The organism is Priestia sp. VA7 (assembly GCF_055710015.1).
In genome coordinates this window covers 791,332-816,449 of record NZ_JBVQPN010000001.1, presented here as the reverse complement: position 1 = coordinate 816,449, position 25,118 = coordinate 791,332, and the positions used below count along the sequence as shown (strand labels likewise).

Below are 25,118 nucleotides of genomic sequence, written 5' to 3'. Positions count from 1 at the left end.
ATTGATGAGTCAATAAAGACTTTCCTCTCGCATAAAGTACAGGAATTTTATATTGCCATAAAAGGAACAAGGCTTTTATAATAAATGTATAAATATAGTAATGTTAGGATTGACCTCTTTATAAAGGAGTGAAAAATATGCTAGAGGGCTGGTTTTTATGGGTTATTTTATTTTGGGTGGTCTTTTTAATGAGCATGTTTGCTATCGGCGGATTTTTTATGTTCAGGAAATTTTTAAAGCGCTTACCAAAAGAAGACGGCATGTCTGAGCTTGATTGGCAAGATCACTATCTTTCCAAAACCGTCCACCTTTGGTCAGCGGATCAAAAGCAGCTATTAAACGTTCTTGTTGAACCAGTACCTGAACTATTTCGCGATGTAGCCAAACAAAAAATCGCGGGAAAAATTGGGGAACTCGCAATTGAGGAACAAGCAGCCTCTATAACGGAAGACTTAATCGTACGTGGATACATTTTAGCTACGCCTAAACGTGATCATAAATTTTTATTAAAAACATTAAAAAAGCAAAAAATAGATGCCGTCCCTTATCAGCATTTATTTTAAACTAAAAAAGGTGGCTGCGCAGCCACCTTTTTTAGTTTAATATCGTTGTATTCCCAAGACGATCATTATGCAGCTTTCGTTCGAGCTTTTTGTACGATGTGTACATAGCAATGCGCCACGGTACAATCATACCAAATGCTAAAATCCAGAACATACCGCCAAGCTGGCCAACATCAATTGAAGAACTTAAATATATTTTCATTGCAATCCGAATAATAAGCAAACCAATAATAATGAATGCAAAAGCTTTTGAACGCTTCAAGTAAATATGATCGTCACGAATTTCAAATTTAGACGTTTTAATTAACAGGATTGAGAAAATCATGCCTGCTATTAACGCCTCAAGCAGTTCTGCACCCGTTACTCGAAACATTGGAAAGATAAACATTAATGCTCCCGTACTCATAAAAAAAGGCGGAAGTATAATTTTTTTTGCATTCGTTGGTTTATCAGCAGCTTTCATTCGAATAACTAATATGAAAGAAGCCATAAAAATTGCGACAAGTGTTGAAGCAATAACCAATGAAATCCTTCCTTTACTATAGTTTAGTGTTTGCTTATATTATAATCCAAAAAACAGCAGAAGTAAAAGTGCAACAAAAAAACAAAAGAGTGTCTCTCCTGTTTTTATTTAGTAGAGGTAAGATCCGCTTTTGCTTTTTGCTTTTGTTTTTGCTTTTTCATTGATTTTAGTAAGAACCCGCCTTTAAATTTACGCGGCTCGTACGAAATAATGAAAGCACGAGGCTCATATTCTTCAATGAATGCTAATAGCTCTTCTTCTCTACTTCTTTTTGTTAAAATGTCCAATCTATAGCGTGCACTGTCTCTTCCTTCTCCTTGGTAAACAGTAACACCAAAACCTTCCTGTCGAAGGCGGTTAATTAACTCTTCATTTTTGGTCATAAGGTTAACTAAGAATGTTGTATATCCGATAGCAAGTCTAGATTCGATATAACTTCCAAGAATAATTCCCACTCCAAACCCAACTGCATATACAACCATAGCAAGCGTGCTTTGATCTCCTGAAAATACAAGAGATAAGCCGAATACATAAATTAACGCTTCAACAAATCCAAAAACCGAGGCATACATACTCATACCTTTGACTAAAAAAATTGTGCGCAGCGTCAAGATCGGTACATAGATCAGTTGCAAAAGCAAGATTAACAAAATATCTTTCAATTTATACACCTCTTTTTAACAATTAAAAATATGACGATTTCATTGTATCACTCCGTATTTATAGAAGATATAGTAAAAAAATTTTTTTCTATATATTTTTTACATCATATTCTTGTATATTTCCTAAGAGCAAAAGTAACTATTTTATCTTTTGAAAAATAAAAAGAATCTGCCAATTATCAGATTCTTTTTTTTATCATCTTCCCTTTTTAAAAGCCCGTAAACCCTCCAAATACGCTCGTTGTATAAATAATAATTTTTGTCATCCAGTCAAAATACAAAATAAATCCCATACCAATCATTGCATATCCGCCAACTTTCATCATAGAATTCATATGTTTTTTTAACCAGTTCATTTTCCCGATAAAAAACGTCATAATAAAAAATGGAATAGAAAACCCAAGTGAATAAGCTATCATATACAAAAGACCGGAGCCTGGGTTTGTCGCTGCAAGGGCCATAACTGATACTAAAATAGGGCCCGTACACGGAGTCCAACCGGCAGCAAAAGCCATACCAATAAAAGAAGAACCTAAGAGTCCAGCCGGCTTATTTGCGAATTTAAGCTTGTGTTCCTGCATAAGAATTCGAGGCTTAAAAATTCCTAGTACAACTAGACCAAAGAAAATAATAAGAATAGCGCCAATCTGCCGAATTAAATCCTTATAGTTAAAAAACCACTGACCAATAAAAGAAGTAGCAAAGCCAATCATAATGAAAATAACAGAAAACCCCAATAGAAAAAATGCTGTGTGAATAAAAGCTTTGCGCTGATGTGACTTAGCGCCTTCCTTTAGCTCGCTAACTGACACTCCCGTTATGTACGATAAAAAAGCTGGGTACAAAGGCAAACAGCAGGGTGAAATAAACGATAAAAACCCCGCGCCAAATGCCAAAAACAAATTTAAATCTCCCACATTTCCCACTTCCCTTTTTTGTTCTTTTTCGTTACCATTTTGTAACCAAATTGTCTTATCTCACTTCTTTCAAATAGTACCATTATCTTGTATAATTAGGTAAACGACTTGTTAGAAGGGATACATAGCATTGGCCAAAAAAGATATTCTATTAGCGATTGAAAAGAAACGAGAAGAACTCATCCGCATAGTCCGAGTAAGTGGATTAAACTCTCCACCTGCTATTAAACATAGTCAAGAATTAGATCATTTATTAAACGTTTACAATGAATTCCCTGCTCAAACAACAGAAACAACCTCTTCATGAAGGTTGTTTCTTTTTTTTACCTTCACTCTATCAATTCTGTATAAATCTCTTTTACTCCTGTTTCTTTGCTGAAATTCTCTTCTTTTTCACTGTGCTGAAGCTGATACATATTATAGTACAAACCGCCTTTGTTTAGCAGTTCAGTATGTGTGCCTTTTTCGACGATTTTTCCTTTATGCAGTACTAAAATACAGTCGGCGTGTTGAATAGTGGATAAACGATGGGCAATCGCAATTGTTGTACGGCCTTTTCCCATATCTCTTAACACTTCTTGAATCGCTTCTTCTGTTTGTGTATCAATGTGTGCTGTTGCTTCATCAAGAATAAGGATTTTAGGATTCCGGATGACCGTTCTTGCAAATGCTAAGAGCTGACGCTGGCCGCTTGATAAAGTGGAACCTCTTTCGACTAGCACTTCATTATACTTATTTGGAAGAGCTTCGATAAATGCATGAGCTTGCACAAATTCCGCCGCTGCTTTTACTTGTTCATCAGAAAAATGGTCTTCGTGCAGCGTAATATTTCGTTTCACGGTATCTGCAAATAAAAAGGCATCTTGAAGCACTAGCCCTACCTCATCTCGAAGCTGTTTATTTGAAAAAGACGATAGCGGTTTATTATCGATCAAAATGTCTCCTTTTTGCTGCTCATAAAAACGCATTAATAAATTAATGATGGAGCTTTTCCCGCTTCCCGTATGGCCTACTAAAGCCACTGTTTCTCCTTCGTTTACCGTAAACGATATATCAGAAAGTACATCTCGAACACCATCATAGGAAAACGTTACGTTTCTGAATTCTACCGTTCCTTTTTGTACCCCCTGCTTTTGTTCTCCTGTCATGACTGGATTTTTTTCTTTTTCATCCATCAAGTCAAATACCCGAGAGGCTGATACCATCGCTTGCTGATACATAGAGAGACGCTGCATCATTTCATTAACTGGCTCAAAAAAACGATCCAAGTAGTTGATAAACGCGTAAAGAACACCAATTTTAACAGGACTGTCAGCTACGGAAATACCAAAATAACTGAGCACAAGAATAACGGCTAAAATGTAAAGAATTTCGACTGCCGGCCTTAGCAGCAAACCATCTAACTTAATATTGCGCATCCCCGCTTTGTAATGTTCATCATTGATTTCTTCAAATTCCGAGCGCAGCCGCTTTTCTTGACGAAATAGCTGAATAATAGACATGCCTTGCAAAGACTCATGAAGCTTGGCATTTAACTGGCTTAGTTTCTCTCGAAGCTGTCCGTAGTAAATAGCGCTGTAATGCTGATAAAGCTTCATAAGTCCCCAAATGAACGGGAGAAGAACTAAACAATAAAAAGCCAGCTTCATATCTAGCATAAACATGGCTATAAAAATACCGACCAAAAATACCCCATTTTGAATAAAAACCGCGATGACTTCCACAAACATTTCTTTCATGGCTTCCGTGTCATTTGTAATTCGAGATACCAGGCTTCCCGTGGGCGTGTTGTCAAAAAAGCGAAGAGCCAAGCGATGAACATGAGAAAAAACGTCAATTCGAATCTGCTGAATAATTTGAAGCGCAATTTTTTGGAACTGCAGAAGCTGAAAGTATTGAACGACAATTTTTAAAAGCTGTAAAAGCAAATAACTGCTAGCCAGCCACACAAGAGGCTGAAGAGGCAAATACTTAGGAGTTAAATAATCGTCAATGAAAATTTTAATCAAAATGGGCCCTAATAAATCCGCAGCCGTAGCAATTAATAATAGTGTGAACGCTAAAAAAAATGATTTTTTATGCGGAATTGTATAGCGAAACAGACGTTTATGTACCGAAGAATGCTCAATTTTCATTTTTCGTCTCTCCTTCTTCTACCGCACGTTCAAGCTGCTGTCTATCGTACATATCCTGGTACCAGCCGCTCACGCTAAGCAGTTCCTCATGAGTTCCTCGCTGAATAATTTTCCCTTTATCAAATACAAGAATCAGGTCTGCATGAGTAACCGAGCTCAGCCGATGCGCTGTAATAATCGTTGTTCGATTTTGACGTTTCTGCTTCAGCGCTTGTAAAATACCCGCTTCCGTTTTTCCATCTACCGCTGATAGCGAGTCGTCTAAAATTAAAAGCTCAGGATCTAATAGAAGAGCTCTTGCAATCGAGATACGCTGTTTTTGTCCACCCGATAATGAAACGCCTTTTTCGCCTACTATTGTTTGATAGCCATCTGTAAAATCGAGAATGTCTCTATGTACATTGGCAACCTTAGCCGCTTCTTTAATCTCTTGATTGCTTGCTTCTCTTTTTCCAAAAGCGATATTATCAGCAACTGTTGTTGAAAACAAAAAGTGATCTTGAGGAACATATCCAATGCTTTTGTACAATGAATCAAAAGCATAGTCTTTAATGTCTTTTCCTCCCCATAAAACAGCTCCGTCTCTTACATCAAATTCACGAAGCAGCAGCTTTAAAATCGTGGTTTTCCCAGCACCCGTCTTTCCGACAATCCCTAACGTTTGACCGCGAGAAAGTGTAAAATAAATTTCGTTTAACGTATATGCGTCTTCTTTACCATACGAAAACCTATGAATAACAGCTTCAATATTTCCTGTTGGCATTTCAACGCTAGGATGCGCTGCTTCTTCAATCGGATTTTCTTCTTTTAATAAAGAAAATACCCTATCATATGATGCTCTTCCTCGTTCTACAATGTTAAATAGCCAGCCAAACGCGAGCATCGGCCAAATAAGAAGGCCCAAATAAGTTGTAAAGGTAACAAGCTGACCCAGTGTTAACTCTTCACTAATAACCATCTTGCTGCCAAAAATAAGAGCAAGTAAAAAAGAAAGTGCTACAATAATCGAAATGGTCGGATCAAACAATGCCTCTACTCGGGCTACTTTCATGTTCTTTTGCACAACATCTGCAGACTTAATGCGAAATTCTTCGACATCAGCTGCTTCTTCCCCAAACGTCTTAATGACTTTAATTCCGCTAATGCTTTCTTGAACCTTATCATTTAAAGTAGAAAATGCTGCTTGTGCGTGATGAAACCGCGCATGAAGCAATGTACCATAGTAACTTGTTAAAACGGCCATAAGCGGCATAGGAATAAGGCAAATAAGCGTTAATTTCCAGCTGATTGTGAGGGCCATTGTGCATAGAACAAGCCCTCCTGTGACAATGGAATCCACGAGTGTCAAAACGCCCGAACCTGCAGTTTGTTGAATAGCTTGAATATCGTTTGTTGCATGGGCCATCAGATCCCCAATTCGCCGCCGTTGATAAAAGGCCTGATTCATCTTGGTAAAATGAGTGTAGAGGGTATTTCTCAGCTGCTTGGCTAGTTTAACAGATGAACCAAATATCATAATACGCCATATGTATCTTGTGAAATAGGCCACAACAGCAGCTCCTAGCAAAATGCCAACCATCTGCATTAAGCGCTTTCCATTCAGCGCCCCTTCTTTAATGCCATCTACCGTTAAACCAATAATTTTAGGCGGGAGAAGTTCTAATGCTGCCACAATAATGAGCAGCGCTATCCCCGTTATGTAAGACTTTTTTTCCTGTTTGAAAAACCACCATAACTCTCGAAAAATTTTCATCGTATCCCCCTAGCCCCACAACTATTTTCTTATCTCTATCATAAAACAAAAGACACCCTTCTGAATAGAGAGTGTCTGTCCAATTAACCATTATTTAATTTGGCCGTTCATTGCTTTCATCATTTGGTTAATTTTTTTCTGCGATGGTTTCATGCCCATTTGCATCATCATCATTTTTAACATTTGTTCATTAATTGGTGGATTTTTCTTCAGATAGCTCATCATATACTTACGAGCAATGAAAAATCCTAGCGCTATCCCAACAATTAATGCTAGAACACCAACTAGAATATACATTCCCATGGTATTACTTCCTCCTTCGTGTTGTCTAACTTACAGTGTACTAGACCATACGCTATTATACAATATTTCCGTTCCAATTTCCTTAAATAATTACACAAATTTTCTTGTTTTCACAGGCCTCAGCCAGCCGTATTCATCCGTTCCATAATTCACTGCTAAAAAACAAGGATCTAGCTTGCGTAATACTTCAAAAAAAGCTGTCTCAGCATCAACATTGCCATCTCCTTCAATTGTTATACAGCGATTCGTTAATTTTATAGATGCTCGACTTTTTTTATGAGGATATTCCAGCACAAACGTCTCTTGATGAGTAAAAAAATGAGGATAATGAGAAAACGCCTGAAGCAATTCTCGTTGAATAAATGAAATGGGCAGTTGGCGAGTAATGTAATGAACTTGTTTTTGTAAGTGCGTTTCCTGCAAGTGACGTTTCATTCTATATTCAATCAGCAGCTGATAAATGAGCTTTTCTCTTCGAAAATAGGATGATGCAACTTCTTCCTCCATTAGATATACTTCATACGTTCTCACGATTCATCCTCCCTTTCGGCTCGTTCTTTTTTGTACCATTATACCGAATGGTGTACGCAATGCTTGTCTATCGATGAAAAAATTCCTTTGTTTTTTTGTCGAAAAAAAAGAGCAGACCACAGGAGTCCGCTCTTTCTTATGAAAAAGAATTATGCATTAAGCAAGCTTTTCACTTTTGCTACTACATTTTCAACTGTAAAACCAAATTCTTTCATGATTGTTTCACCAGGAGCAGATGCACCGAAGTGATTAATACCAAGAACTTGTCCTTCGTCTCCAACATAGCGTTCCCAGCCAAGTGTAGAAGCCATTTCAATACCTAAACGTTTTTTCACTGATTTAGGGATAACACTTTCTTTGTACTCAGCAGATTGCTCTTCGAAACGGTCCCATGCAGGCATACTTACTACAGATACGTCAATGCCTTCTGCAGCTAATGCTTTTTGTGCTTCTACTGCTAGGCTTACTTCAGAGCCTGTTGCAAGTATTAATGCATCCGCTTGGTCTTTACCAGCTTTAGATACAACGTATGCACCTTTAGACACGCCTTCGTATGCATTTTCTTTTGTACCTTCAAGCGTTGGCAAGTTTTGACGAGTCAATACAAGCGCCGTTGGGCGGTCAGTTGATTCTAATGCTAGGCGCCATGCAGCAGCTGTTTCATTTGCATCTGCAGGACGAACCACTGAAAGACCTGGCATTGCACGAAGTGATGGTAATTGTTCAATTGGCTCATGTGTTGGGCCGTCTTCTCCAACTGCGATACTGTCATGTGTGAATACATATGTTACAGGAAGCTTCATTAAAGCTGCTAAGCGAATTGCTGGGCGAAGATAATCAGAGAATACAAAGAATGTTCCTCCGAATACTTTTACACCGCCGTGTAGAGCCATACCGTTTAATGCAGCTCCCATTGCAAATTCACGTACACCAAACCAGATATTACGTCCGCTGTAATCAGCTGCAGTGAAGTCTTCTGAACCTTTAATCATTGTTTTATTTGAGCCAGCTAAGTCAGCTGAACCGCCGAAGAATTGAGGTACAGCTTGTGCTACTGCGTTTAATACTTCTCCAGAAGAAGCACGGCTAGCTAGGCTTGAACCCGTTTCGTATGCTGGAAGCGTTTCTTCCCAGCCTTCCGGTAACTTTCCTTCTACTGCTAGTTCAAATTGACGACCTAGTTCAGGGTATTTTTCTTTATACTGTGCAAATACATCGTTCCATTCGTTTTCTTTCTTTTGGCCATCTTCAGCAATTGTAGCTTTGAAGTGAGCATACACTTCTTCTGGCACATAGAAATCTTCTTCAAATGTCCATGCATAAGCTTCTTTTGTTAATTTTGTTTCATCGGAACCTAATGGAGAACCGTGCACGCCAGAAGTACCCGCGTGGTTTGGAGACCCAAATCCAATTGTTGTTTTTACTTCAATTAGCGTTGGGCGTGTTAAATCGCCTTTTGCTTCTTCAATTGCGTTTGCAATCGCTGTCAAGTCATTGCCGTCTTCAACGCGGATTACTTGCCATCCGTAAGCTTTGAAACGATCTTCTACGTTTTCAGAGAACGAGCGATCTAAATCTCCGTCTAAAGAAATATCATTTGAATCGTATAAAACAACTAAACGTCCTAATTTTAAATGTGCTGCTAATGAAGCTGCTTCAGCAGATACACCTTCCATTAAGTCTCCGTCACCACAAATACCATACGTAAAGTGGTCTACAATTTCTAAACCTTCTTTGTTGTATGTTTCAGCTAAATGACGTTCTGCCATTGCTTTACCAACAGCCATTGCAATACCTTGTCCTAGTGGGCCAGTTGTTGCATCAACACCTGCTGTATGACCGAACTCTGGATGACCTGGTGTTTTACTTCCCCATTGACGGAAGTTTTTAAGGTCTTCAATTGATAAGTCATATCCAGCTAAATGAAGCAAGCTGTATAATAGTGCCGATCCGTGTCCTGCTGATAATACAAAGCGGTCACGGTTGAACCAGTTTGGATTCTTTGGATTGATGTTCATAAATTTTGTCCACAATGTATATGCCATTGGAGCAGCTCCCATTGGCATACCTGGGTGACCTGAATTTGCTTTTTCAATCGCATCGATTGATAAAGTACGAATTGTTGCAATCGAAAGATCTTCAATACGTTGTGTCATACTCTTCATTCCTTTCAAAACTATGTACATATGTTATCATACTAATGATTTGCTTATTTGTACAATACTTGAACCAAAAAATTTTCCACTTTTACAGTTTTTGTGTGCCTTATTAAAAATATACAAAAAACTAGAGGGAACATTCCCTCTAGTTTTACTAGAACGTCTTAGTGAAGACGCTTCTTTTTACTCTCTTTTAACTTCTTAGGCGTAACATCTTTACCTTCTTCGTCCACAACTTTAATCGTATGAAGGTGATTTGTCATAGATTGTCGGAAAACTTTTAAATATTCCTGACGTAGCTCTTGCTGTTCTTTCGCTTCAGATTCTGTCAGACCTTCAGCCTTTGCCTTTTTTGAAAGAGCATTAATACGAGCAAGTTTATCTTTTGATAGCATATAAAACCTATCTCCTTATAATCAATAATTAAAATTACCGAACCGTTCCGGCAACATGTAGTCATCTTACTAAATCTCTTTCGTTTTATCAAGAGATTGAGCACTCTCTTGGTATTCTTGATAGCGGCGATGTACCGTCGCTTTTGAAATATTATAGCCAAAACCTTTTAGCGTAACTGAAATTTCAGCAAAGGTTAAGCCGTTATGACGAAGGCGGACAATTTCTTCAATTGGCGCTTCTTTTTTTTCTCTTCCCGAGTTAACTCCTTGATTTTTTAAATTTTGCTGCGGACGATAACCGTTTTCTACAGCTCTTTTCATTCCTCTTTTAATTTTAGCATTATGTAATTTCCGCTGATGCTCTTCCACTAAGCTAATAATATCTAACACCATTGAATCAGATTCTGAAAGCTGAAGCTGGCCTTGATGACTAATCGTATAGATGGTAGCATTTTCTTTATGAAAAGCATGAAGCAGCGCAATTCGGGCATTTCCTCTGCCTAATCGTGTTTCATCTTGAATAAGCAACACAGATATTTTTTCTTCTTTCATTGTATGAAGAACATCCAAAATACCCTCTCTGTCTACTTCATATCCGCTTGCTTTTTCCATTACGACTTTTTTTACGTCTAGATGGTGAAGATCAGCAAGCTTTTTTAATTCTTCTTGCTGGCGCTGTAAAGATGTTTCTTGGGTTTTTTTATCCGTACTGACACGGCAATAAATAATGGCATCCACTTTTATCACGACCTTTTCGGCTTCTAACAATATTCAGGAACGACCGTTACACACTACTGTTCAATTGCCACTTGATTATGTAACTCTTTTTTTAAAACAGGAATATATAATTTATCTCCAGGAGATAAAGACTGGACAGTGTCTGAGTTTAAGTCATTGACGTCTTCAACCCATTTGACAAATTCATTGGTGGTCAAATGATGGTGATTATGATACTTGTTGGACAATTCCCAAAGCGTATCTCCTTTTGTGATAGTAACCGTTGAATATTTGTCTAAATCTACTTTATCCGCTCCTAAAACCAGCGTCAATACATATGTAAGTGCAGCGATAACTGCAAAAAAAATAGCGTAATGTTTCATAGAATGTAAGAATTGTTGCATATTATGATCCCCCTATCAGAATATATGTTCTTATTTTATTGAGAACATTTGTTTCTGTCAATGGAATTCTTCGAACTTATGTTTGTATATTGACACATCACGTGGTATAATTCACCTAAAGAATAGCTAAAATTGAGGTGAAAAATATGAAGCTATCAAAACGTCAACAAGACATACTAGATTTTATTAAGCATGAAGTAAAATTAAAAGGTTATCCGCCTTCTGTTCGTGAGATTGGGGAAGCGGTAGGATTAGCCTCTAGCTCCACTGTACACGGACATTTAGCTCGTTTAGAAAGCAAAGGGTTAATTCGCAGAGATCCGACAAAACCAAGAGCAATCGAAGTTCTTCAACTAGACGAAGTAAACATCCCTAAAAGCAATGTCATTAATGTTCCTGTTATCGGTAAAGTAACAGCGGGTCTGCCTATAACAGCCGTTGAAAATGTGGAAGAATATTTCCCTCTTCCAGATAAATTCGTTTCTCCAGATGATCATGTATTTATGCTTGAAATTATGGGAGAAAGTATGATTGAAGCAGGTATTCTAGATGGCGATATGGTAATCGTACGTCAGCAGCAAACAGCTAATAATGGAGATATTGTGGTCGCTATGACCGAAGACAACGAAGCAACGGTAAAACGTTTCTTTAAAGAAGAAAATTTCGTTCGTTTACAGCCTGAAAATTCAACGATGGCGCCTATTATTCTTCGCCACGTAACGATTTTAGGAAAAGTAACTGGTGTATATCGCACAATTCACTAATCAGACACTGTATGTAAAACCAACTAATCATGATGTTAGTTGGTTTTTTTACGTTTGTTTTCTAAAAAAATTGGCATATTATAAATGATACGTTGAATCATCGCAGGCAGGTAGAACGGTTTTTGTAAATCTTGTTTTACCTTTTTTACTTTCTACCTGCATTTCCTCGACTCTTACAAGGAAATACAACCGACTATAAGAAGGATGTAGTTTATGACCAATACACCAAGGAAAACAGAACCATTTCAAACCATTGTACCTACCAAAGCAATGAACATGTTTCTTTTTCCTTTTTCCTTTGACCGAAAAAATAAAGAGCAGCTTGTTCATGCACTAGAAGCAAATTTGTTTGAGTTTTTTTCCATTCAAAACAAACATGTAGAAAAAGAATACTACGGAGAACAGTATTACGTATCTCATGATAGCTTGGATCAATATTTTCTTCCTTACATTGAATGTATTCTATTCCCTGATTCCTGCGAAAAAGAAGGCTTGCTTCGATTTTCAAAAAAAATAGACCATACCGTTACGCTACAAACTTCCTCCACCACCGTGTCTAGCAACGTGCTGTCTGTGGATGTTTTTTTATGTCCTTTTGAAATTGGCGTCATGACCATTCGCACTGAGATGAGTCATAATCATTACACCTATGATGACATTTTAGAATTCATGAATCATTTTCGTGTATTAGAACCGAAGCTTGCTGAAGAGCATGGATCCACCATTACCTATGAACATCATCGCTATAGCAAAGTACAGGATTATATTTTTTCACAGCTTGCGCCATTTTTGAACGAACACATCAAAAAAGAAGCCACGCGTGAACAGCATGTAGGGAGCCTTCCTTATTTTATCGATGAACGGATGTTTGTATTAAGTTATGTAACGGTAAATCAAGAGCAAGAGATTAACTCCACAACTTTATTTCGTACTGGGCAGCTAAATAGCTATACGCCTGACGGGAAACCGTTTATCTCTGCACACAACCACGAGTATATTAAAACGTATAATACCAAACACGTGTACTCCAGATGGGCTCCTGAAACCTATTACGTTATAACAGACCATGTGTTTTCGTGTATTTCTAAATCGACAGACTCTAAAACGGATCAGCTTTTGATGAATCATCTATTTGGCCAGCATTATTATAATTTATTTTTGCATTTTTTCTATAAAATCGTGTTGCTAAAACTATCTTATGAGTATTCTCAGCTCACGTTTCATAAAAATTCAGAGGGCATTGAGCGACTAATCCGCTCTATTACCGTATTTTCAGGTAAATATTTATTTTTAGAAATTAGCTCTCGCACAGAAGGTCAAGAGTTTTCTGAGCTCTTTAAAAAAATCTTCCACATCAATTCTCTTTATCAAGAAGTCAAAGAAACCCTTGGTACTTTGTATCAAAATCAAGAGAAAATCGCGGCCAAGCGTCACAATTACTTATTATTAATTTTAACGATTTATACCGTTCTTTCCGGTATTTACGGAATGAATTTAGTTATTAGCAAGCTAAAGGGAAACATCAATTGGGATAGTATGAAGCAGTTTTCTATCTTTGAATATATCGCTTTAATAGTAGCTCTATCAGGAATTCTGATCAGCATTAGTCTCGGAGTGAGCTCCCTATGGAATTTATTAAAAGATCGATTTAAAACATAAAAGCTGTTCGCATACTTATGGATGCAAACAGCTTTTTCTATTACGAAATCTTTTTCCTACTCCGCTTACTCTTTTATCAAACGTTATGCCGCTGTTACAATTTCAGAACAATCTAACATTATACTCTATAAGAAAAATATATACAAAATAATAAAATATGGTATCATAGGATAGGAATTTTGTACCTTATCTATGAAATAATTTGCAGGAGGTAATATGCTTAACTCATTTTTATCCAAAAGCCTGATCTTTTTATGCGTCATTATTCTTACCTGGTCTCTATGGGGCAGTTATAGTGCGATGACAAATTCATTGGAATTAAAAGGCTTGGCTTTAAGTAATTCATTTATTATTGAAGGAATATTTATCACTTTCCTTGTCATTTTTCTAATAGCTATTGCAAGTAGATACATGAACAAAACTGTTTTTTTTATTTCACTGATTGTTTTGACCTTAGGTATTCGATTAGCATGGATGCTTTCTGTTCAAACGCCTGTAAAATCTGACTTTCTTGTCATGTTAGATGCCGCGCGTAATATAGCAAAAGGAAATTATGAATTTAATCAAAGCGTTTATTTTACTACATGGGTATATCAGCTAGGCTTTTCATTCTATGAATCTGTTATTATTCGCTGTTTTGGAGATAACATTTTTATATTAAAATTGTTAAATATTTTTTATTCCACTGGAACCGTTATTTTTATTTATTTAATTGGCGCTAAAGTATTTAACGAACTTGCTGGGAGAATGGCAGCTTTTCTGTATGCGTTCTACATTCCGAACATTCTCTATAGCTCAGTGTTGACTAATCAGCATTTAGCTACTTTTTTATTTTATGCAGCTTTTTACCTTATTATAAAAAGATTTGCTCATAACAAGTTTAGCTGGCTTTATATTGGCCTTTTATTGTCGTTAGGAAATTTAATGCGCCCTCTAGGACCCATTATTATCGTTGCTGTTTTCATTTATTTCATCTTGCAAATTCTTCGACCTTACATTAAAACGAAGGATGCTGCTGAGTTAAAAGCTTGGCGAAAGAAAATAGGAAAAAATCTCGTAGGCATACTGGCTACTTTTTTTATTGCAAATGCGCTGATCAACTATTCTTTTGTAGCTAGCGGTATTTCTAAATATCCTTTAAGTAACAGAGATCCTTTATGGAAATTCGTCATTGGCTTTAATTACGAAACAAGCGGTTCCTATTCTTCAGAGGATGCTAGTCGTTTTATGGGTATGCCAATTGGGGAAAAACGAGCTGAAGCAGAAAAAGAGGTAATTAAAGAGCGGGTAGCAGACAAAGATCAACTTTTAGATCTCCTTCACATTAAATTCCTAAATATGTGGGGAGGAACGGATGCATCTACATTTTGGAGCATTTCATTAACTCCTCAAGAAGATGTGCCTTTCAATAAAGAGAAATTAATTAGTGCTGCTCAAAGTTATGAAAGAATCATTTATGTTTCAACTACTATTCTTTCCATTATTGGCCTTATATGTTTATTCCTGAGGAAGCAGGATAAATATCCGTATACACTGTTTTTATTACTAATCATAGGATACGTTCTTATTCACTTGCTTATTGAAATTCAAACTCGCTATCGATTCTTTATTTTTCCAAGCTTTATGCTGCTTGAAGGGTTTGGTATTTCAGTGATTCTATCTTATTTAATAGTACGATTTACTAAAAATAAAACTCAGATAAAATGTGAAGAGATAAATTAAATGGAAAGGATTATGCAACCGTGATAAAATTCCTGAAATTCGGATTTGTAGGTATAATGAATACCCTGCTCACCATTATCAGTTACTTAGCACTCATTCATTTTGATATGAATTATATATTGGCTAACGTACTATCTTATTTCATTGGCGTCATAAACAGCTACTATTGGAACAAATCGTGGGTGTTTCAAGCAACTGTACATAAATGGATGTTAGCTCAATTTTTCATCGTAAACCTTATTACCTTAGCAATTAATACATCTTGCTTATTCCTTCTTGTACACTATACACCTGCTAATCCAATAATTGGACAACTGTTGTCTACTTGTATAGGAATGTTTATCAATTTTTTCCTCAATAAAATATGGACGTTTAAGCACACAAACAATCACTCGATAGGAGGTAAAGCATGAAAGAACTAATTTCAATCGTGGTACCTATGTATTTTGAAGAAGAAGTAGCTAATGAATGCTACAATCGCCTGCTTTCCGTCATGCATAAAAACCACATTAACTATGAATTCATTTTCGTCAATGACGGCAGCGCAGACCGAACAATTGAAATCTTGAAGGACGTAGCTGCTATGGATTCTAATGTAAAAGTTATTGATTTTGCTCGTAATTTTGGGCACCAAACTGCCGTAACAGCAGGCATTGATTATGCTCAAGGGGATGCTATCGTTATTATTGATGCAGACTTACAAGATCCGCCTGAAATGATTCCTGAATTAATTGCTAAATGGCAGCAAGGCTATGAAATTGTATACGCAAAGCGCAAGAAACGAAGCGGAGAGACCTTTTTTAAATTAACCACAGCTAAGTATTTTTATCGCTTTTTAAATTATATGTCCGATATTGAAATCCCGAAAGATACAGGAGATTTTCGTATTATCGACCGAAAAGTAGCGGATGTATTCAAAAAAATGACTGAACGCAATCGTTTTGTACGAGGAATGATGTCTTGGATTGGCTTCAGGCAAACATATGTAGAATATGAGCGCGATGAACGTTTTGCTGGTGAAACAAAATATCCTTTAAAAAAGATGATCAAGTTTGCTTCAGATGGAATTATTGGGTTTTCAACGAAGCCTTTGCGTTTAGTAATGGTTATTGGCTTATTATCGGTTTTTGTATCACTTTTAGTTTTAAGTTATTCGATTGTTGTTTGGCTGATAGGTAAAAACATTCAGCCTGGCTGGACTTCTATTATGGTAGCTATCACCTTCTTTAGCGGTATTCAGCTACTTGGTTTAGGTCTAGTCGGACAATACATCGCAAGAATTTACGATGAAAGTAAAAATAGACCTATTTACGTTGTACGTGAAACCATTAACTTCTCGAAAGCTTCAACAGATTCTCCGAACGTACGTGAAAAAGTATATAGCTAAAAAAGCAAGGAAGAAAACAGTTGTTTTCTTCCTTGCTTTTATTCTTTTTGAAGCTGTAAATCACTTGGCGCCCAGTCCGGAATTCCATCATCTTCATCAAATTCAATAATGACATCCGTTACTCCTTTTTCCTGTAAAATACGATTTTCCAGACGATCTTTAATGTCATCAGCTTCTGCCACTGTTAAAGAAGGATCAATTTCTACTTTTAATTCAACGTGAAGCTCTTCTCCTTCTTTCATCACCATTAATGTTTGAATATCACGCACTTGTACATCTTGCATGACAATCGCGCCAATTTTTATTTCCATTTCTTTATCTGCTTCACCAAGCGCTCCAGCAGCATTATCTAAAAATACTCGTCCTACCACAAAAAACATCATAAGCCCAATTAAAATAGAAGCAATTCCTTCAGCTTGGTGAAAAGGTGTAAACCGTGAAATGAAAACGGCTATTAACGCCAATACGCCTCCTCCAGTAGCTACCAGATCTTCCATAAAGACCAGCTTGGTTGCTGGCTTTGCTTTCCTTAAATGAACAAAGCTTTGGGTAAAAACATTGACCTCTGCAGTATTCATTCCGACATCGTGCAAAATTTCTTTCATTGCCTTAAATAGGACAAACATCTCAAGTAACACCGAGATGCCAAGTACTGCAATATTTAAAATAAAGCCTGAAGACTTCGTGGGATGAAGAATATGGTGATATCCTTCTTTAATCGTTTCAAACGCCATAATCCCTACTACAAGAACCGCTCCTAATAGAACAAGATTAACCAATCGGCCGAAACCGTTTGGAAATCGTTTGGTCGGGGCTTTTTTACTTAATGCCGAACCTATAAAGACAAAAAACTGATTAGCTGCATCGCCTAAGCTGTGCATCGTTTCAGCAAACATTGCTACATTCCCTGTTAAAGCGAAGGCAATACCTTTAATGATAGAGATAATGGTATTAACTACAGCGGCCATGATGGCCGATTTATTTCCCTTTCGCAACAATTTAATTAATTCACTCATACAATCCCTCCGTTTGCGCCTTTGATGAGATTCGATTACGTTTAGTGTATGTGAATTTAAAAATTAAAAACCTCCAACATACAAGTTGGAGGTTTTTAGTCATGTTTCATTATTTTTTAAAACGGTACGGTACAGTTGTAACAATTACATTTTTACGGTAAAGCAAATGTGCTTTTAACAACAGACTGGACTGATTGTGAAGGATATTTTGCCAGCTTTTTTTCGTAATGAATTGCGGAATAACGACCGTAATAGCCATATTATTTTCCCGAGCTTTTTCCTCAGCCATATCGATGAATCGAAACAGCGGCCGCACTAAGCTGCGGTATTGAGAATGAAACGTAACAATACGAATATCAGGCTGCCACTTCTCCCACTTCTCTTCCATTCTCTTTTCGCTTTCTCGATCAAAGGCCACATGCACTGCAATAACGGTATCGCCAATCGTTCTTGCATAATTTAATGAATTTTCTACTACCTTTGTCATTCCTGCTACAGGAACAATGACCACACTTCCTTCAAGCTTTCCAATCTTTTCTCCTTGCTTAATGCGAAGCTGCTCTCCTACCGCTTCATAATGCGTATGAATTCTATGGAAAATATAGACAATAACCGGTAAGAAAATGAGCACGGACCATACTTGTGAAAACTTCGTTGTAAACAAAATAATTAGCACCGTTAAGGTAATGAGGGCACCAATTAAGTTAATGGTTAGCTTCCCTTGCCAGCCGGCCGGCTTTTCTCTAAGCCATTTGACAATCATGCCTGTTTGAGAAAGCGTAAATGGAATAAACACCCCGACTGCATAAAGAGGAATTAATTGTTCAGTCGCTCCTTTAAAAGCTACAATTAAGACAATAGAAGCAATTCCAAGGGTCACAATTCCATTTGAATAGCCTAATCGATCGCCACGAATTTGAAACATTCTTGGCATGTATTTATCAGACGATAAGTTGACAGCCAGCAAAGGGAAAGCTGAAAAGCCCGTATTCGCCGCTAGCACTAGAATTAGAGCTGTTGTGCCTTGAATAAAATAATAAAATCCATTTCGTCCAAACACACTCGATGCAATTTGTGATACAACCGTTTCATCTGCTTTTGGAGAAATGCCAAGCCAATAAGCTAAAAACGTGATGCCAGAAAATAAAACGGCTAAAATACCGCCCATCAGCATTAATGTATGAACAGCATTTTTTGCACCTGGCTCTTTAAAGTTAGGCACTGCATTTGAAATAGCTTCTACACCTGTCAATGCGGAACAGCCTGATGAAAAAGCTTTTAATAATAAAAACAAACTAATACCTGGCACTACTGTACCGAGAGATGGATGCAGCTCAGGTGAAACTTGACCCGTCGCTATTTTAAATAAGCCTACCGCTATTAACAAAATAAGAGCAATAACAAATAAATAAACCGGATAAGCTAATACGGAAGCGGATTCTGTTACACCACGTAAATTTAAGACGGTAATAAAAATCACCAGCAAACACGCAATTACTACATTGTAATGATGCAGCGTGGGAAAAGCCGAAGTTAAAGCATCGGTTCCTGCTGAAACACTCACAGCAACTGTTAAAATATAATCCACCAACAATGATCCCCCAGCGATAAGCCCGGGATTTTCCCCTAAATTGGTTTTCGAAACAATATAAGCTCCTCCGCCTTGCGGATACGCATAAATAATTTGGCGATATGAAAGAATTAAAGCCGTCAGCAGAACCAATACCCCAAGCGCAATTGGAATCGAATACCAATAGGCAAGGACGCCGACTGTTGCAAGTACAATCAAAATTTGTTCTGTTCCATAAGCCACTGAAGATAAGGCATCTGACGATAAAATAGCCAGTGCTTTAAGCTTACTAAGTTTTTGGTCGCCTAACTCTTTTGTTTTAAGCGGCTTTCCAATCAATAATCTTTTGAGAACTGAATAGTTCACGTAATTTCCCTCCGATGATTGCTTAGCTACTATTTACTGTTCATTGCTAAACTCCGTTACAAGTTCATAAATAAGTGATATTATCCCTAAAAAGTACCTTTTTATGTTAAAAAAGCGCACAAAAAAAACACTAAGGGTTCTCAGCGTTTTTACACAGCTTAAACCTCCTCTCCAAAACGCTTATGGGGTTAGCTGTCGGATTCGGGCTATGAGAGTAGCCCTACCTTTTAAAAAAAGGATTCACCCCAAGTGACAATGCACAAATTTGGGTCCCCCACTTCTGACGAATTAAGCGATAACAGGTCAATATAATTTTCGGTTAAAGGGTATGATCGATAACATGTTTCTTTCATAACTATCCTTTGTTCTTAGATAATATACTCCCGTACAAATGGTTTGTAAAGCATTATTTTACGTAAACCATAAAATAGTGCTTAAGGCACTTTTAACAGAAAAACAAAAGGTCTTCTGCCCGCGTACAGAAGACTTTTTTGCTTTAACTTTTTGCTTTTAAAACGGCTGCTAGCTTGTTTTTCGTTTGAGGACCATAAATGCCATCCACATCATAAGGAAGATACACAAGCTGAAAACGTCTGACTGCATCTTTCGTTTGAACTCCATATATTCCGTCTACTGACCCTACTTTAAAATTAACTGCGTTTAATGCTTTTTGAAGCTGTTTCACGGCTTCTCCAGAATCACCTTGTTTTAAAATTCCATTTGGAAGTGGATATTGTTCCGAAGGTGGAGTTGGTGACGGTGTTGGAGATGGGTTTGGTGAAGTTCCTGAAGGAATAACAATTGTTTTTCCAACCTGTAGGGTTAAAGGATCAGAAAGCCCTTTATTTGCTTCTTGCAGCGCTTGTACTGTTATTCCGTACTTCTGTGCAATACTGTACAGCGTATCTCCTTGCTTGATCGTATACGTTTTTGTACCTGGTTCAGAAGGTGATGGATTTGGTGTCGGTGTCGGTGTCGGTGTTGGAGATGGTGATGGATTTGGAACTGCACGCCGAGGTAAATTTAAATATACGGCAATTCCTTTAGCATACGATTCACCCATACTTTTTAAAAAAGCTTCATTTTGAAGAAGTGCTGCATCGGCGCTCCTATCAATAAAAGCTATTTCAGTGAGTACTGCAGGCATATTTGTTAAGCGAAGCACCGCATAATTGGCTGATTTTCGTCCGCGATTCGGATGATTATACGACAGCAGCGTTGGCTGTACTTGACCGTGCACAATCGATTGAAACGTTTTACTGGCATTGCTAGCGCTTCTATAAACATAATCTTCGTATCCTGTTCCTCCACCGGCATTTACGTGAATAGACATAAACGCATCTGCGCCCCACGAATTAGCTTGAGAAGCTCGCTGAGATAACGATAAAAAAACATCTGTGGTACGAGTGGTTTTAATCGTAAAATCACTGTACATGCTATTTAAATAGCTTATTAAATATTGTTGAATTTTTAAAACTAAGTTTTTTTCATACAGTCCGTTCGCTCCAACTGCTCCTACATCTGCCCCACCATGTCCTGCATCAAGATAGATTTTTTTCATATTACTTGTCCCTCCTTATTGTTAACATATGCACGAGCGAAAAAAGTGCTACGTATACTAGCCTACCAGGTGAAAAATCACTAAAAAAAGACCCGCTGCCTAATGATAACGGGTTATTCTGCTTTATAGACAGAATACTGAATAAGGGTAGCTCTCAAGGAGTGACAGCTATATGCAGAGTGTTGATTTGTTGATTGAATGATAATAATTATCATTTTCATTTAAAGTATACACTATGAGGAAAGTTTTGTCTATTTTATTATTTAGATTTGGAGCTACTTAAAAAGCAGGATACCTATAACAATGAGAATAGTCCAAATTGGAATGCTTATTAATATGCCTATTACTAAACCCTTGAAAAAATTTCCTTCTTGCATTTTTATTCCATTCCTCTCCAACAGTATTTTCTAATGACACTACGACTGGCTGAAAATTCTCTGAAGTTATACTGAAGTGCAGAGTGAACACATAAACAATCTCTCTATCTGTTATACACTACTTTTACATATAGATTCAATGAGACAAAAAGCTTATCCTTTTTAATTCATATAACCAAATTCTTTCCTGTATATAACAAAACAACAAAAATCCTCCCGTAAATTTTACGACAGGCAGTTATACTTGTTTTATAAACAGCTTAGTTCGATATTTAATATGCGCAATGTTATTCATTTTGAAAAACAAAAAAGTCCGAGAGAACGTATAAACGATCTCTCGGACTTTTAGGAATTAATATTGGCTCATGTATTGGTCACGTTCCCAAGGATGAACTTGTGTACGGAACATATCCCATTCGATTTCTTTCGCTTCAACGAAGTGCTCTGCTAAGTGTTCACCTAATGCAGAAACCATAACTTCGTTTGATTGGAAGCTATCTAAAGCTTGAGCTAATGTTGCAGGTAAATCTACGATACCTTCTTCAACACGCTCTTCTTTTGTCATTACATAGATATTACGATCGATAGGTTTTGGAGCTTCAAGGTTGTTCTTGATTCCATCTAAACCAGCTTTTAATAGAACAGCCATTGCTAAATATGGATTAGCAGCTGGGTCTACGCTACGTACCTCAACACGAGTTCCAACGCCGCGAGAAGCTGGGATACGGATTAATGGGCTACGGTTGCGAGCAGACCATGCAACATAACAAGGAGCCTCATATCCAGGTACTAGACGCTTATAAGAGTTTACAGTAGGATTTGTTACTGCTGTAAAGCTGTGTGCATGCTTGATGATACCTGCGATAAATTGACGAGCAGTATCACTTAGCTCTAGATTACCGTTTTCATCATAAAATGCGTTTTGACCATCTTTAAATAATGAAACGTTACAGTGCATACCTGAACCATTCACACCAAATAATGGTTTTGGCATGAATGTAGCATGTAAGCCATGTTTACGTGCAATTGTTTTTACAACAAGTTTGAACGTTTGGATATCATCACAAGCTTTTAATGCAGCAGCATATTTGAAGTCAATCTCGTGTTGTCCAGGAGCTACCTCATGGTGAGATGCTTCAATTTCAAAGCCCATTTCTTCAAGCTCTAATACGATGTCACGACGGCAGTTTTCACCAAGGTCAGTTGGCGCTAAGTCGAAGTAGCCACCTTTATCATTTAATTCTAATGTAGGTTCGCCTTTTTCGTCTAATTTGAATAAGAAGAACTCTGGCTCAGGTCCAAGGTTAAAGTCAGTAAATCCTAACTCTTCCATCTCTTTTAACACACGTTTTAAGTTATTACGTGGATCGCCATCAAACGGAGTTCTATCTGCATTGTAGATGTCACAAATAAAGCGTGCTACTTTACCTTTTTCAGATGTCCAAGGGAAAATAACAAATGTATCAATGTCCGGGAATAGGTACATATCTGATTCTTCAATACGTACAAACCCTTCAATAGAAGAACCGTCAAACATCATTTTGTTGTCTAACGCTTTTTCTAGTTGACTTACTGGAATTTCAACGTTTTTAATTGTTCCTAAAATGTCAGTGAACTGAAGACGAATATACTTTACATTCTCTTCTTGAACTTTGCGGAAAATATCTTCTTTTGTGTACTTTGCCATCGTGTGATCCTCCCCTAAATCTCTATATAATATTTATAATCTATACCACTCACATACGAACGGCATAAATATTGATAACTTTATTAATGAAAGAACCTGGACATATCTCCTTGATTTAAAGTTGCTCGATTAAAACGGCCTGCTTGCATAAGTTCTGCACGAAGCATTTTTCGCAATTCATCGTCCGTTAATTCTGGCTTTGCTGTTGCTGCCACAACTTTTTCTTCTTGCTTATGCCCTTTTTGCTCCTTTTGAAGATGAAACAGCTGTTTTACACCTGCTAAGTTCACACCTTGTTCAATAAGATCACGGATTTCAAGCAGCTTATCAACATCGTTAAATGAGAATAATCGTCGATTTCCCTCTGTTCTTACTGGTGCAACTAATTCATGTTCTTCATAGTAGCGAATTTGGCGAGCCGACAACTCAGTTAACTGCATCACAATTCCAATTGGGAAAAGTGGCGTATTTCTTCGAATGTTGTCACTCATTTCAGTTCCTCCTTTGGATTAACTATTTACATTGTATGCTATGTTAGTTCACCTGTCAACCGAATGTTAGTAATTCTAACATAAATTTTTCTGAACATTTCTTCTATACAAATAAATAGCGCTTCGTTTATTTTTATAAGCCTATCTTTTCTTTCTTAGCGGGGAGAAAATAGTCTTTCTATCTTAGATTTTATAAAAGTTCTTTCGTCAGCATTTGATCTACTGCCATGCATATTGCTACTTTTACGTGAGCATATGTTAACCCGCCCTGCACGTAAGCAACATAAGGAGGCCTGATAGGTCCATCTGCCGTCAGCTCAAGGCTTGCTCCTTGTATAAACGTTCCAGCTGCCATAATCACATCATCTTCGTACCCTGGCATATAAGCAGGATAGGCCGTTACGTGTGAATTAATTGGCGAAGCAAATTGAATAGCCTGACAAAAAGAAACCATTTTATCGCGGTCATCGAACTGCACGGATTGAATTAAATCCGTTCGTTCACTGTTCCACTTCGGTTCACTTTGCATCCCTAGCTCTTCGAACATAGCGGATGAGAAAACCGCTCCTTTTAATGCTTGACCGACTACGTGCGGAGCCAAAAAGAAACCTTGATACATTTCTTGCAAGCTATACAGCGTCGCTCCAGCTTCTGCACCGATTCCAGGAGTTGTCATTCGGTATGAACAAGCTTCCACTAGGTCTTTTCGTCCTGCAATATAGCCGCCGATTTTAGCAAGACCTCCACCAGGGTTCTTAATGAGCGACCCCGCCATCAAATCTGCTCCTACATGCGTTGGCTCGATTGTTTCTACAAATTCACCATAGCAGTTATCGACAAATACTATAACGTCAGGCTTAATACTCTTTACAAAAGAAATCATTTCTTTTATTTGCGCGACTGTAAAAGAAGGGCGAATGCCGTAACCTTTTGAGCGCTGAATGCCTATCATCTTTGTGTGCTCATGAATAGACGCTTTCACTTCTTCAAAATCCACTTGACCTTGCGCTGTTAAATCTACTGATTTATAGCTAATATTATATTCTTTTAAAGAGCCTACGCCGCTTCCTCGTATACCAACAATTTCTTCAAGGGTGTCATAAGGCTTTCCAGTTATATATAATAGTTCATCTCCAGGACGCAGTACACCAAACAGCGATATACCAATTGCGTGCGTACCTGAAATAATTTGCGGACGCACCAGGCAAGCTTCTGTTCCAAAAACGTCCGCGTATACTTTCTCCAACGTATCGCGGCCTAGATCGTCATATCCATACCCCGTTGTCGGATTAAAATGTGAATCACTCACTCGATTTTGCTGAAAGCTTTGCAGCACCCGAAATTGATTTGCTTCAATGCGCTCGTCAATTTTCTCATGTACAGGCTTAATTTGTTTTTCTACTTTTGCAGCAAGTTCCCGAATGTGTGCCCCGTTTTTTAACTGATCAAACATCAT

24 protein-coding genes and 1 riboswitch are annotated in these 25,118 nt (G+C 37.6%); of the genes, 7 read left to right on the top strand and 17 right to left on the bottom strand.

What is annotated here, in order from left to right; genetic code table 11:
- Positions 1-137: 137 nt before the first annotated feature.
- Positions 138-563: a DUF2621 domain-containing protein gene (locus tag AC0C45_RS04235; RefSeq protein ID WP_013058765.1), complete on the top strand. Its 426-nt coding sequence runs from the start codon at positions 138-140 to the stop codon at positions 561-563.
- Positions 564-594: 31 nt separating this feature from the next.
- Here AC0C45_RS04235 and AC0C45_RS04230 read toward each other — a convergent pair whose 3' ends face one another.
- The 3 genes from AC0C45_RS04230 to AC0C45_RS04220 all read right to left on the bottom strand — a co-directional run bounded on the left by AC0C45_RS04230 (position 595) and on the right by AC0C45_RS04220 (position 2,665).
- On the bottom strand, positions 595-1,086 hold the full coding sequence (locus AC0C45_RS04230) for a CcdC family protein (protein WP_016765340.1): 492 nt from the start codon (positions 1,084-1,086) through the stop codon (positions 595-597).
- Between the two features lie 104 nt (positions 1,087-1,190).
- Positions 1,191-1,748, bottom strand: a complete 558-nt coding sequence (locus tag AC0C45_RS04225; RefSeq protein ID WP_034649310.1) for a DUF2179 domain-containing protein — start codon at positions 1,746-1,748, stop codon at positions 1,191-1,193.
- Positions 1,749-1,957: 209 nt separating this feature from the next.
- Positions 1,958-2,665 (bottom strand): cytochrome c biogenesis CcdA family protein, encoded by a 708-nt coding sequence (locus AC0C45_RS04220; protein ID WP_034649306.1) that lies wholly within the window; start codon positions 2,663-2,665, stop codon positions 1,958-1,960.
- Positions 2,666-2,795: 130 nt separating this feature from the next.
- Between AC0C45_RS04220 and AC0C45_RS04215 the strand changes: the two genes are divergently transcribed.
- A complete protein-coding gene (locus AC0C45_RS04215; RefSeq protein WP_013084718.1) occupies positions 2,796-2,972 on the top strand; it encodes an aspartyl-phosphate phosphatase Spo0E family protein in 177 nt (58 codons plus the stop codon).
- A gap of 22 nt (positions 2,973-2,994) precedes the next feature.
- Here AC0C45_RS04215 and AC0C45_RS04210 read toward each other — a convergent pair whose 3' ends face one another.
- The 8 genes from AC0C45_RS04210 to yneA all read right to left on the bottom strand — a co-directional run bounded on the left by AC0C45_RS04210 (position 2,995) and on the right by yneA (position 11,062).
- Positions 2,995-4,800, bottom strand: a complete 1,806-nt coding sequence (locus tag AC0C45_RS04210; protein WP_034649304.1) for an ABC transporter ATP-binding protein — start codon at positions 4,798-4,800, stop codon at positions 2,995-2,997.
- Positions 4,790-6,553 (bottom strand): ABC transporter transmembrane domain-containing protein, encoded by a 1,764-nt coding sequence (locus AC0C45_RS04205; RefSeq protein ID WP_472927914.1) that lies wholly within the window; start codon positions 6,551-6,553, stop codon positions 4,790-4,792. The genes AC0C45_RS04210 and AC0C45_RS04205 overlap by 11 nt, the downstream gene beginning before the upstream one ends.
- A 90-nt stretch (positions 6,554-6,643) precedes the next feature.
- A complete protein-coding gene (locus AC0C45_RS04200) occupies positions 6,644-6,856 on the bottom strand; it encodes a YneF family protein (RefSeq protein WP_013058772.1) in 213 nt (70 codons plus the stop codon).
- Positions 6,857-6,946: 90 nt separating this feature from the next.
- The gene (sirA, locus tag AC0C45_RS04195; protein ID WP_013084721.1) at positions 6,947-7,387 is read right to left on the bottom strand and encodes a sporulation inhibitor of replication protein SirA; all 441 of its coding nucleotides are present in this window, start codon (positions 7,385-7,387) and stop codon (positions 6,947-6,949) included.
- A 149-nt stretch (positions 7,388-7,536) separates the two neighbouring features.
- Positions 7,537-9,543 (bottom strand): transketolase, encoded by a 2,007-nt coding sequence (gene tkt / locus AC0C45_RS04190; RefSeq protein WP_013058774.1) that lies wholly within the window; start codon positions 9,541-9,543, stop codon positions 7,537-7,539.
- A gap of 167 nt (positions 9,544-9,710) precedes the next feature.
- Positions 9,711-9,941, bottom strand: coding sequence for a DUF896 domain-containing protein (locus AC0C45_RS04185; RefSeq protein WP_013058775.1), 231 nt, complete (start codon positions 9,939-9,941; stop codon positions 9,711-9,713).
- A 69-nt stretch (positions 9,942-10,010) separates the two neighbouring features.
- Positions 10,011-10,679 (bottom strand): YneB family resolvase-like protein, encoded by a 669-nt coding sequence (locus AC0C45_RS04180; protein ID WP_034649300.1) that lies wholly within the window; start codon positions 10,677-10,679, stop codon positions 10,011-10,013.
- A 53-nt stretch (positions 10,680-10,732) separates the two neighbouring features.
- Positions 10,733-11,062: a cell division suppressor protein YneA gene (gene yneA, locus AC0C45_RS04175; RefSeq protein WP_034649298.1), complete on the bottom strand. Its 330-nt coding sequence runs from the start codon at positions 11,060-11,062 to the stop codon at positions 10,733-10,735.
- Between the two features lie 146 nt (positions 11,063-11,208).
- Here yneA and lexA point away from each other — a divergent pair, with 146 nt between their 5' ends.
- The 5 genes from lexA (at position 11,209) to AC0C45_RS04150 (ending at position 16,594) form a co-directional block, all read left to right on the top strand.
- Positions 11,209-11,826, top strand: a complete 618-nt coding sequence (gene lexA, locus AC0C45_RS04170) for a transcriptional repressor LexA (RefSeq protein ID WP_013058778.1) — start codon at positions 11,209-11,211, stop codon at positions 11,824-11,826.
- A 213-nt stretch (positions 11,827-12,039) separates the two neighbouring features.
- Positions 12,040-13,485, top strand: a complete 1,446-nt coding sequence (locus tag AC0C45_RS04165) for a magnesium transporter CorA family protein (protein WP_034649295.1) — start codon at positions 12,040-12,042, stop codon at positions 13,483-13,485.
- A gap of 216 nt (positions 13,486-13,701) precedes the next feature.
- Positions 13,702-15,207 (top strand): glycosyltransferase family 39 protein, encoded by a 1,506-nt coding sequence (locus AC0C45_RS04160; RefSeq protein ID WP_171776667.1) that lies wholly within the window; start codon positions 13,702-13,704, stop codon positions 15,205-15,207.
- A 20-nt stretch (positions 15,208-15,227) separates the two neighbouring features.
- A complete protein-coding gene (locus tag AC0C45_RS04155; protein ID WP_042452636.1) occupies positions 15,228-15,620 on the top strand; it encodes a GtrA family protein in 393 nt (130 codons plus the stop codon).
- Entirely contained in the window at positions 15,617-16,594 is a 978-nt protein-coding gene (locus tag AC0C45_RS04150; RefSeq protein ID WP_472927913.1) for a glycosyltransferase family 2 protein, read from the top strand. The genes AC0C45_RS04155 and AC0C45_RS04150 overlap by 4 nt, the downstream gene beginning before the upstream one ends.
- A gap of 38 nt (positions 16,595-16,632) precedes the next feature.
- Here the strand turns inward: AC0C45_RS04150 and AC0C45_RS04145 are convergent, their stop codons facing one another.
- The 6 genes from AC0C45_RS04145 to AC0C45_RS04120 form a co-directional block, all read right to left on the bottom strand.
- The gene (locus AC0C45_RS04145; RefSeq protein ID WP_016765348.1) at positions 16,633-17,610 is read right to left on the bottom strand and encodes a cation diffusion facilitator family transporter; all 978 of its coding nucleotides are present in this window, start codon (positions 17,608-17,610) and stop codon (positions 16,633-16,635) included.
- A 109-nt stretch (positions 17,611-17,719) separates the two neighbouring features.
- Positions 17,720-19,546, bottom strand: a complete 1,827-nt coding sequence (locus AC0C45_RS04140; RefSeq protein ID WP_013084729.1) for an APC family permease — start codon at positions 19,544-19,546, stop codon at positions 17,720-17,722.
- A gap of 162 nt (positions 19,547-19,708) precedes the next feature.
- A riboswitch (cyclic di-AMP (ydaO/yuaA leader) is annotated at positions 19,709-19,851 on the bottom strand.
- A gap of 191 nt (positions 19,852-20,042) precedes the next feature.
- A complete protein-coding gene (locus AC0C45_RS04135; protein WP_171776666.1) occupies positions 20,043-21,107 on the bottom strand; it encodes an N-acetylmuramoyl-L-alanine amidase in 1,065 nt (354 codons plus the stop codon).
- Between the two features lie 729 nt (positions 21,108-21,836).
- Entirely contained in the window at positions 21,837-23,171 is a 1,335-nt protein-coding gene (glnA, locus tag AC0C45_RS04130; RefSeq protein WP_013084732.1) for a type I glutamate--ammonia ligase, read from the bottom strand.
- Between the two features lie 83 nt (positions 23,172-23,254).
- Positions 23,255-23,662 (bottom strand): MerR family transcriptional regulator, encoded by a 408-nt coding sequence (locus tag AC0C45_RS04125; protein WP_013058786.1) that lies wholly within the window; start codon positions 23,660-23,662, stop codon positions 23,255-23,257.
- Between the two features lie 190 nt (positions 23,663-23,852).
- Complete coding sequence (locus AC0C45_RS04120) at positions 23,853-25,115, bottom strand: methionine gamma-lyase family protein (protein ID WP_034649286.1); 1,263 nt, start codon at positions 25,113-25,115, stop codon at positions 23,853-23,855.
- Positions 25,116-25,118 lie beyond the last annotated feature (3 nt).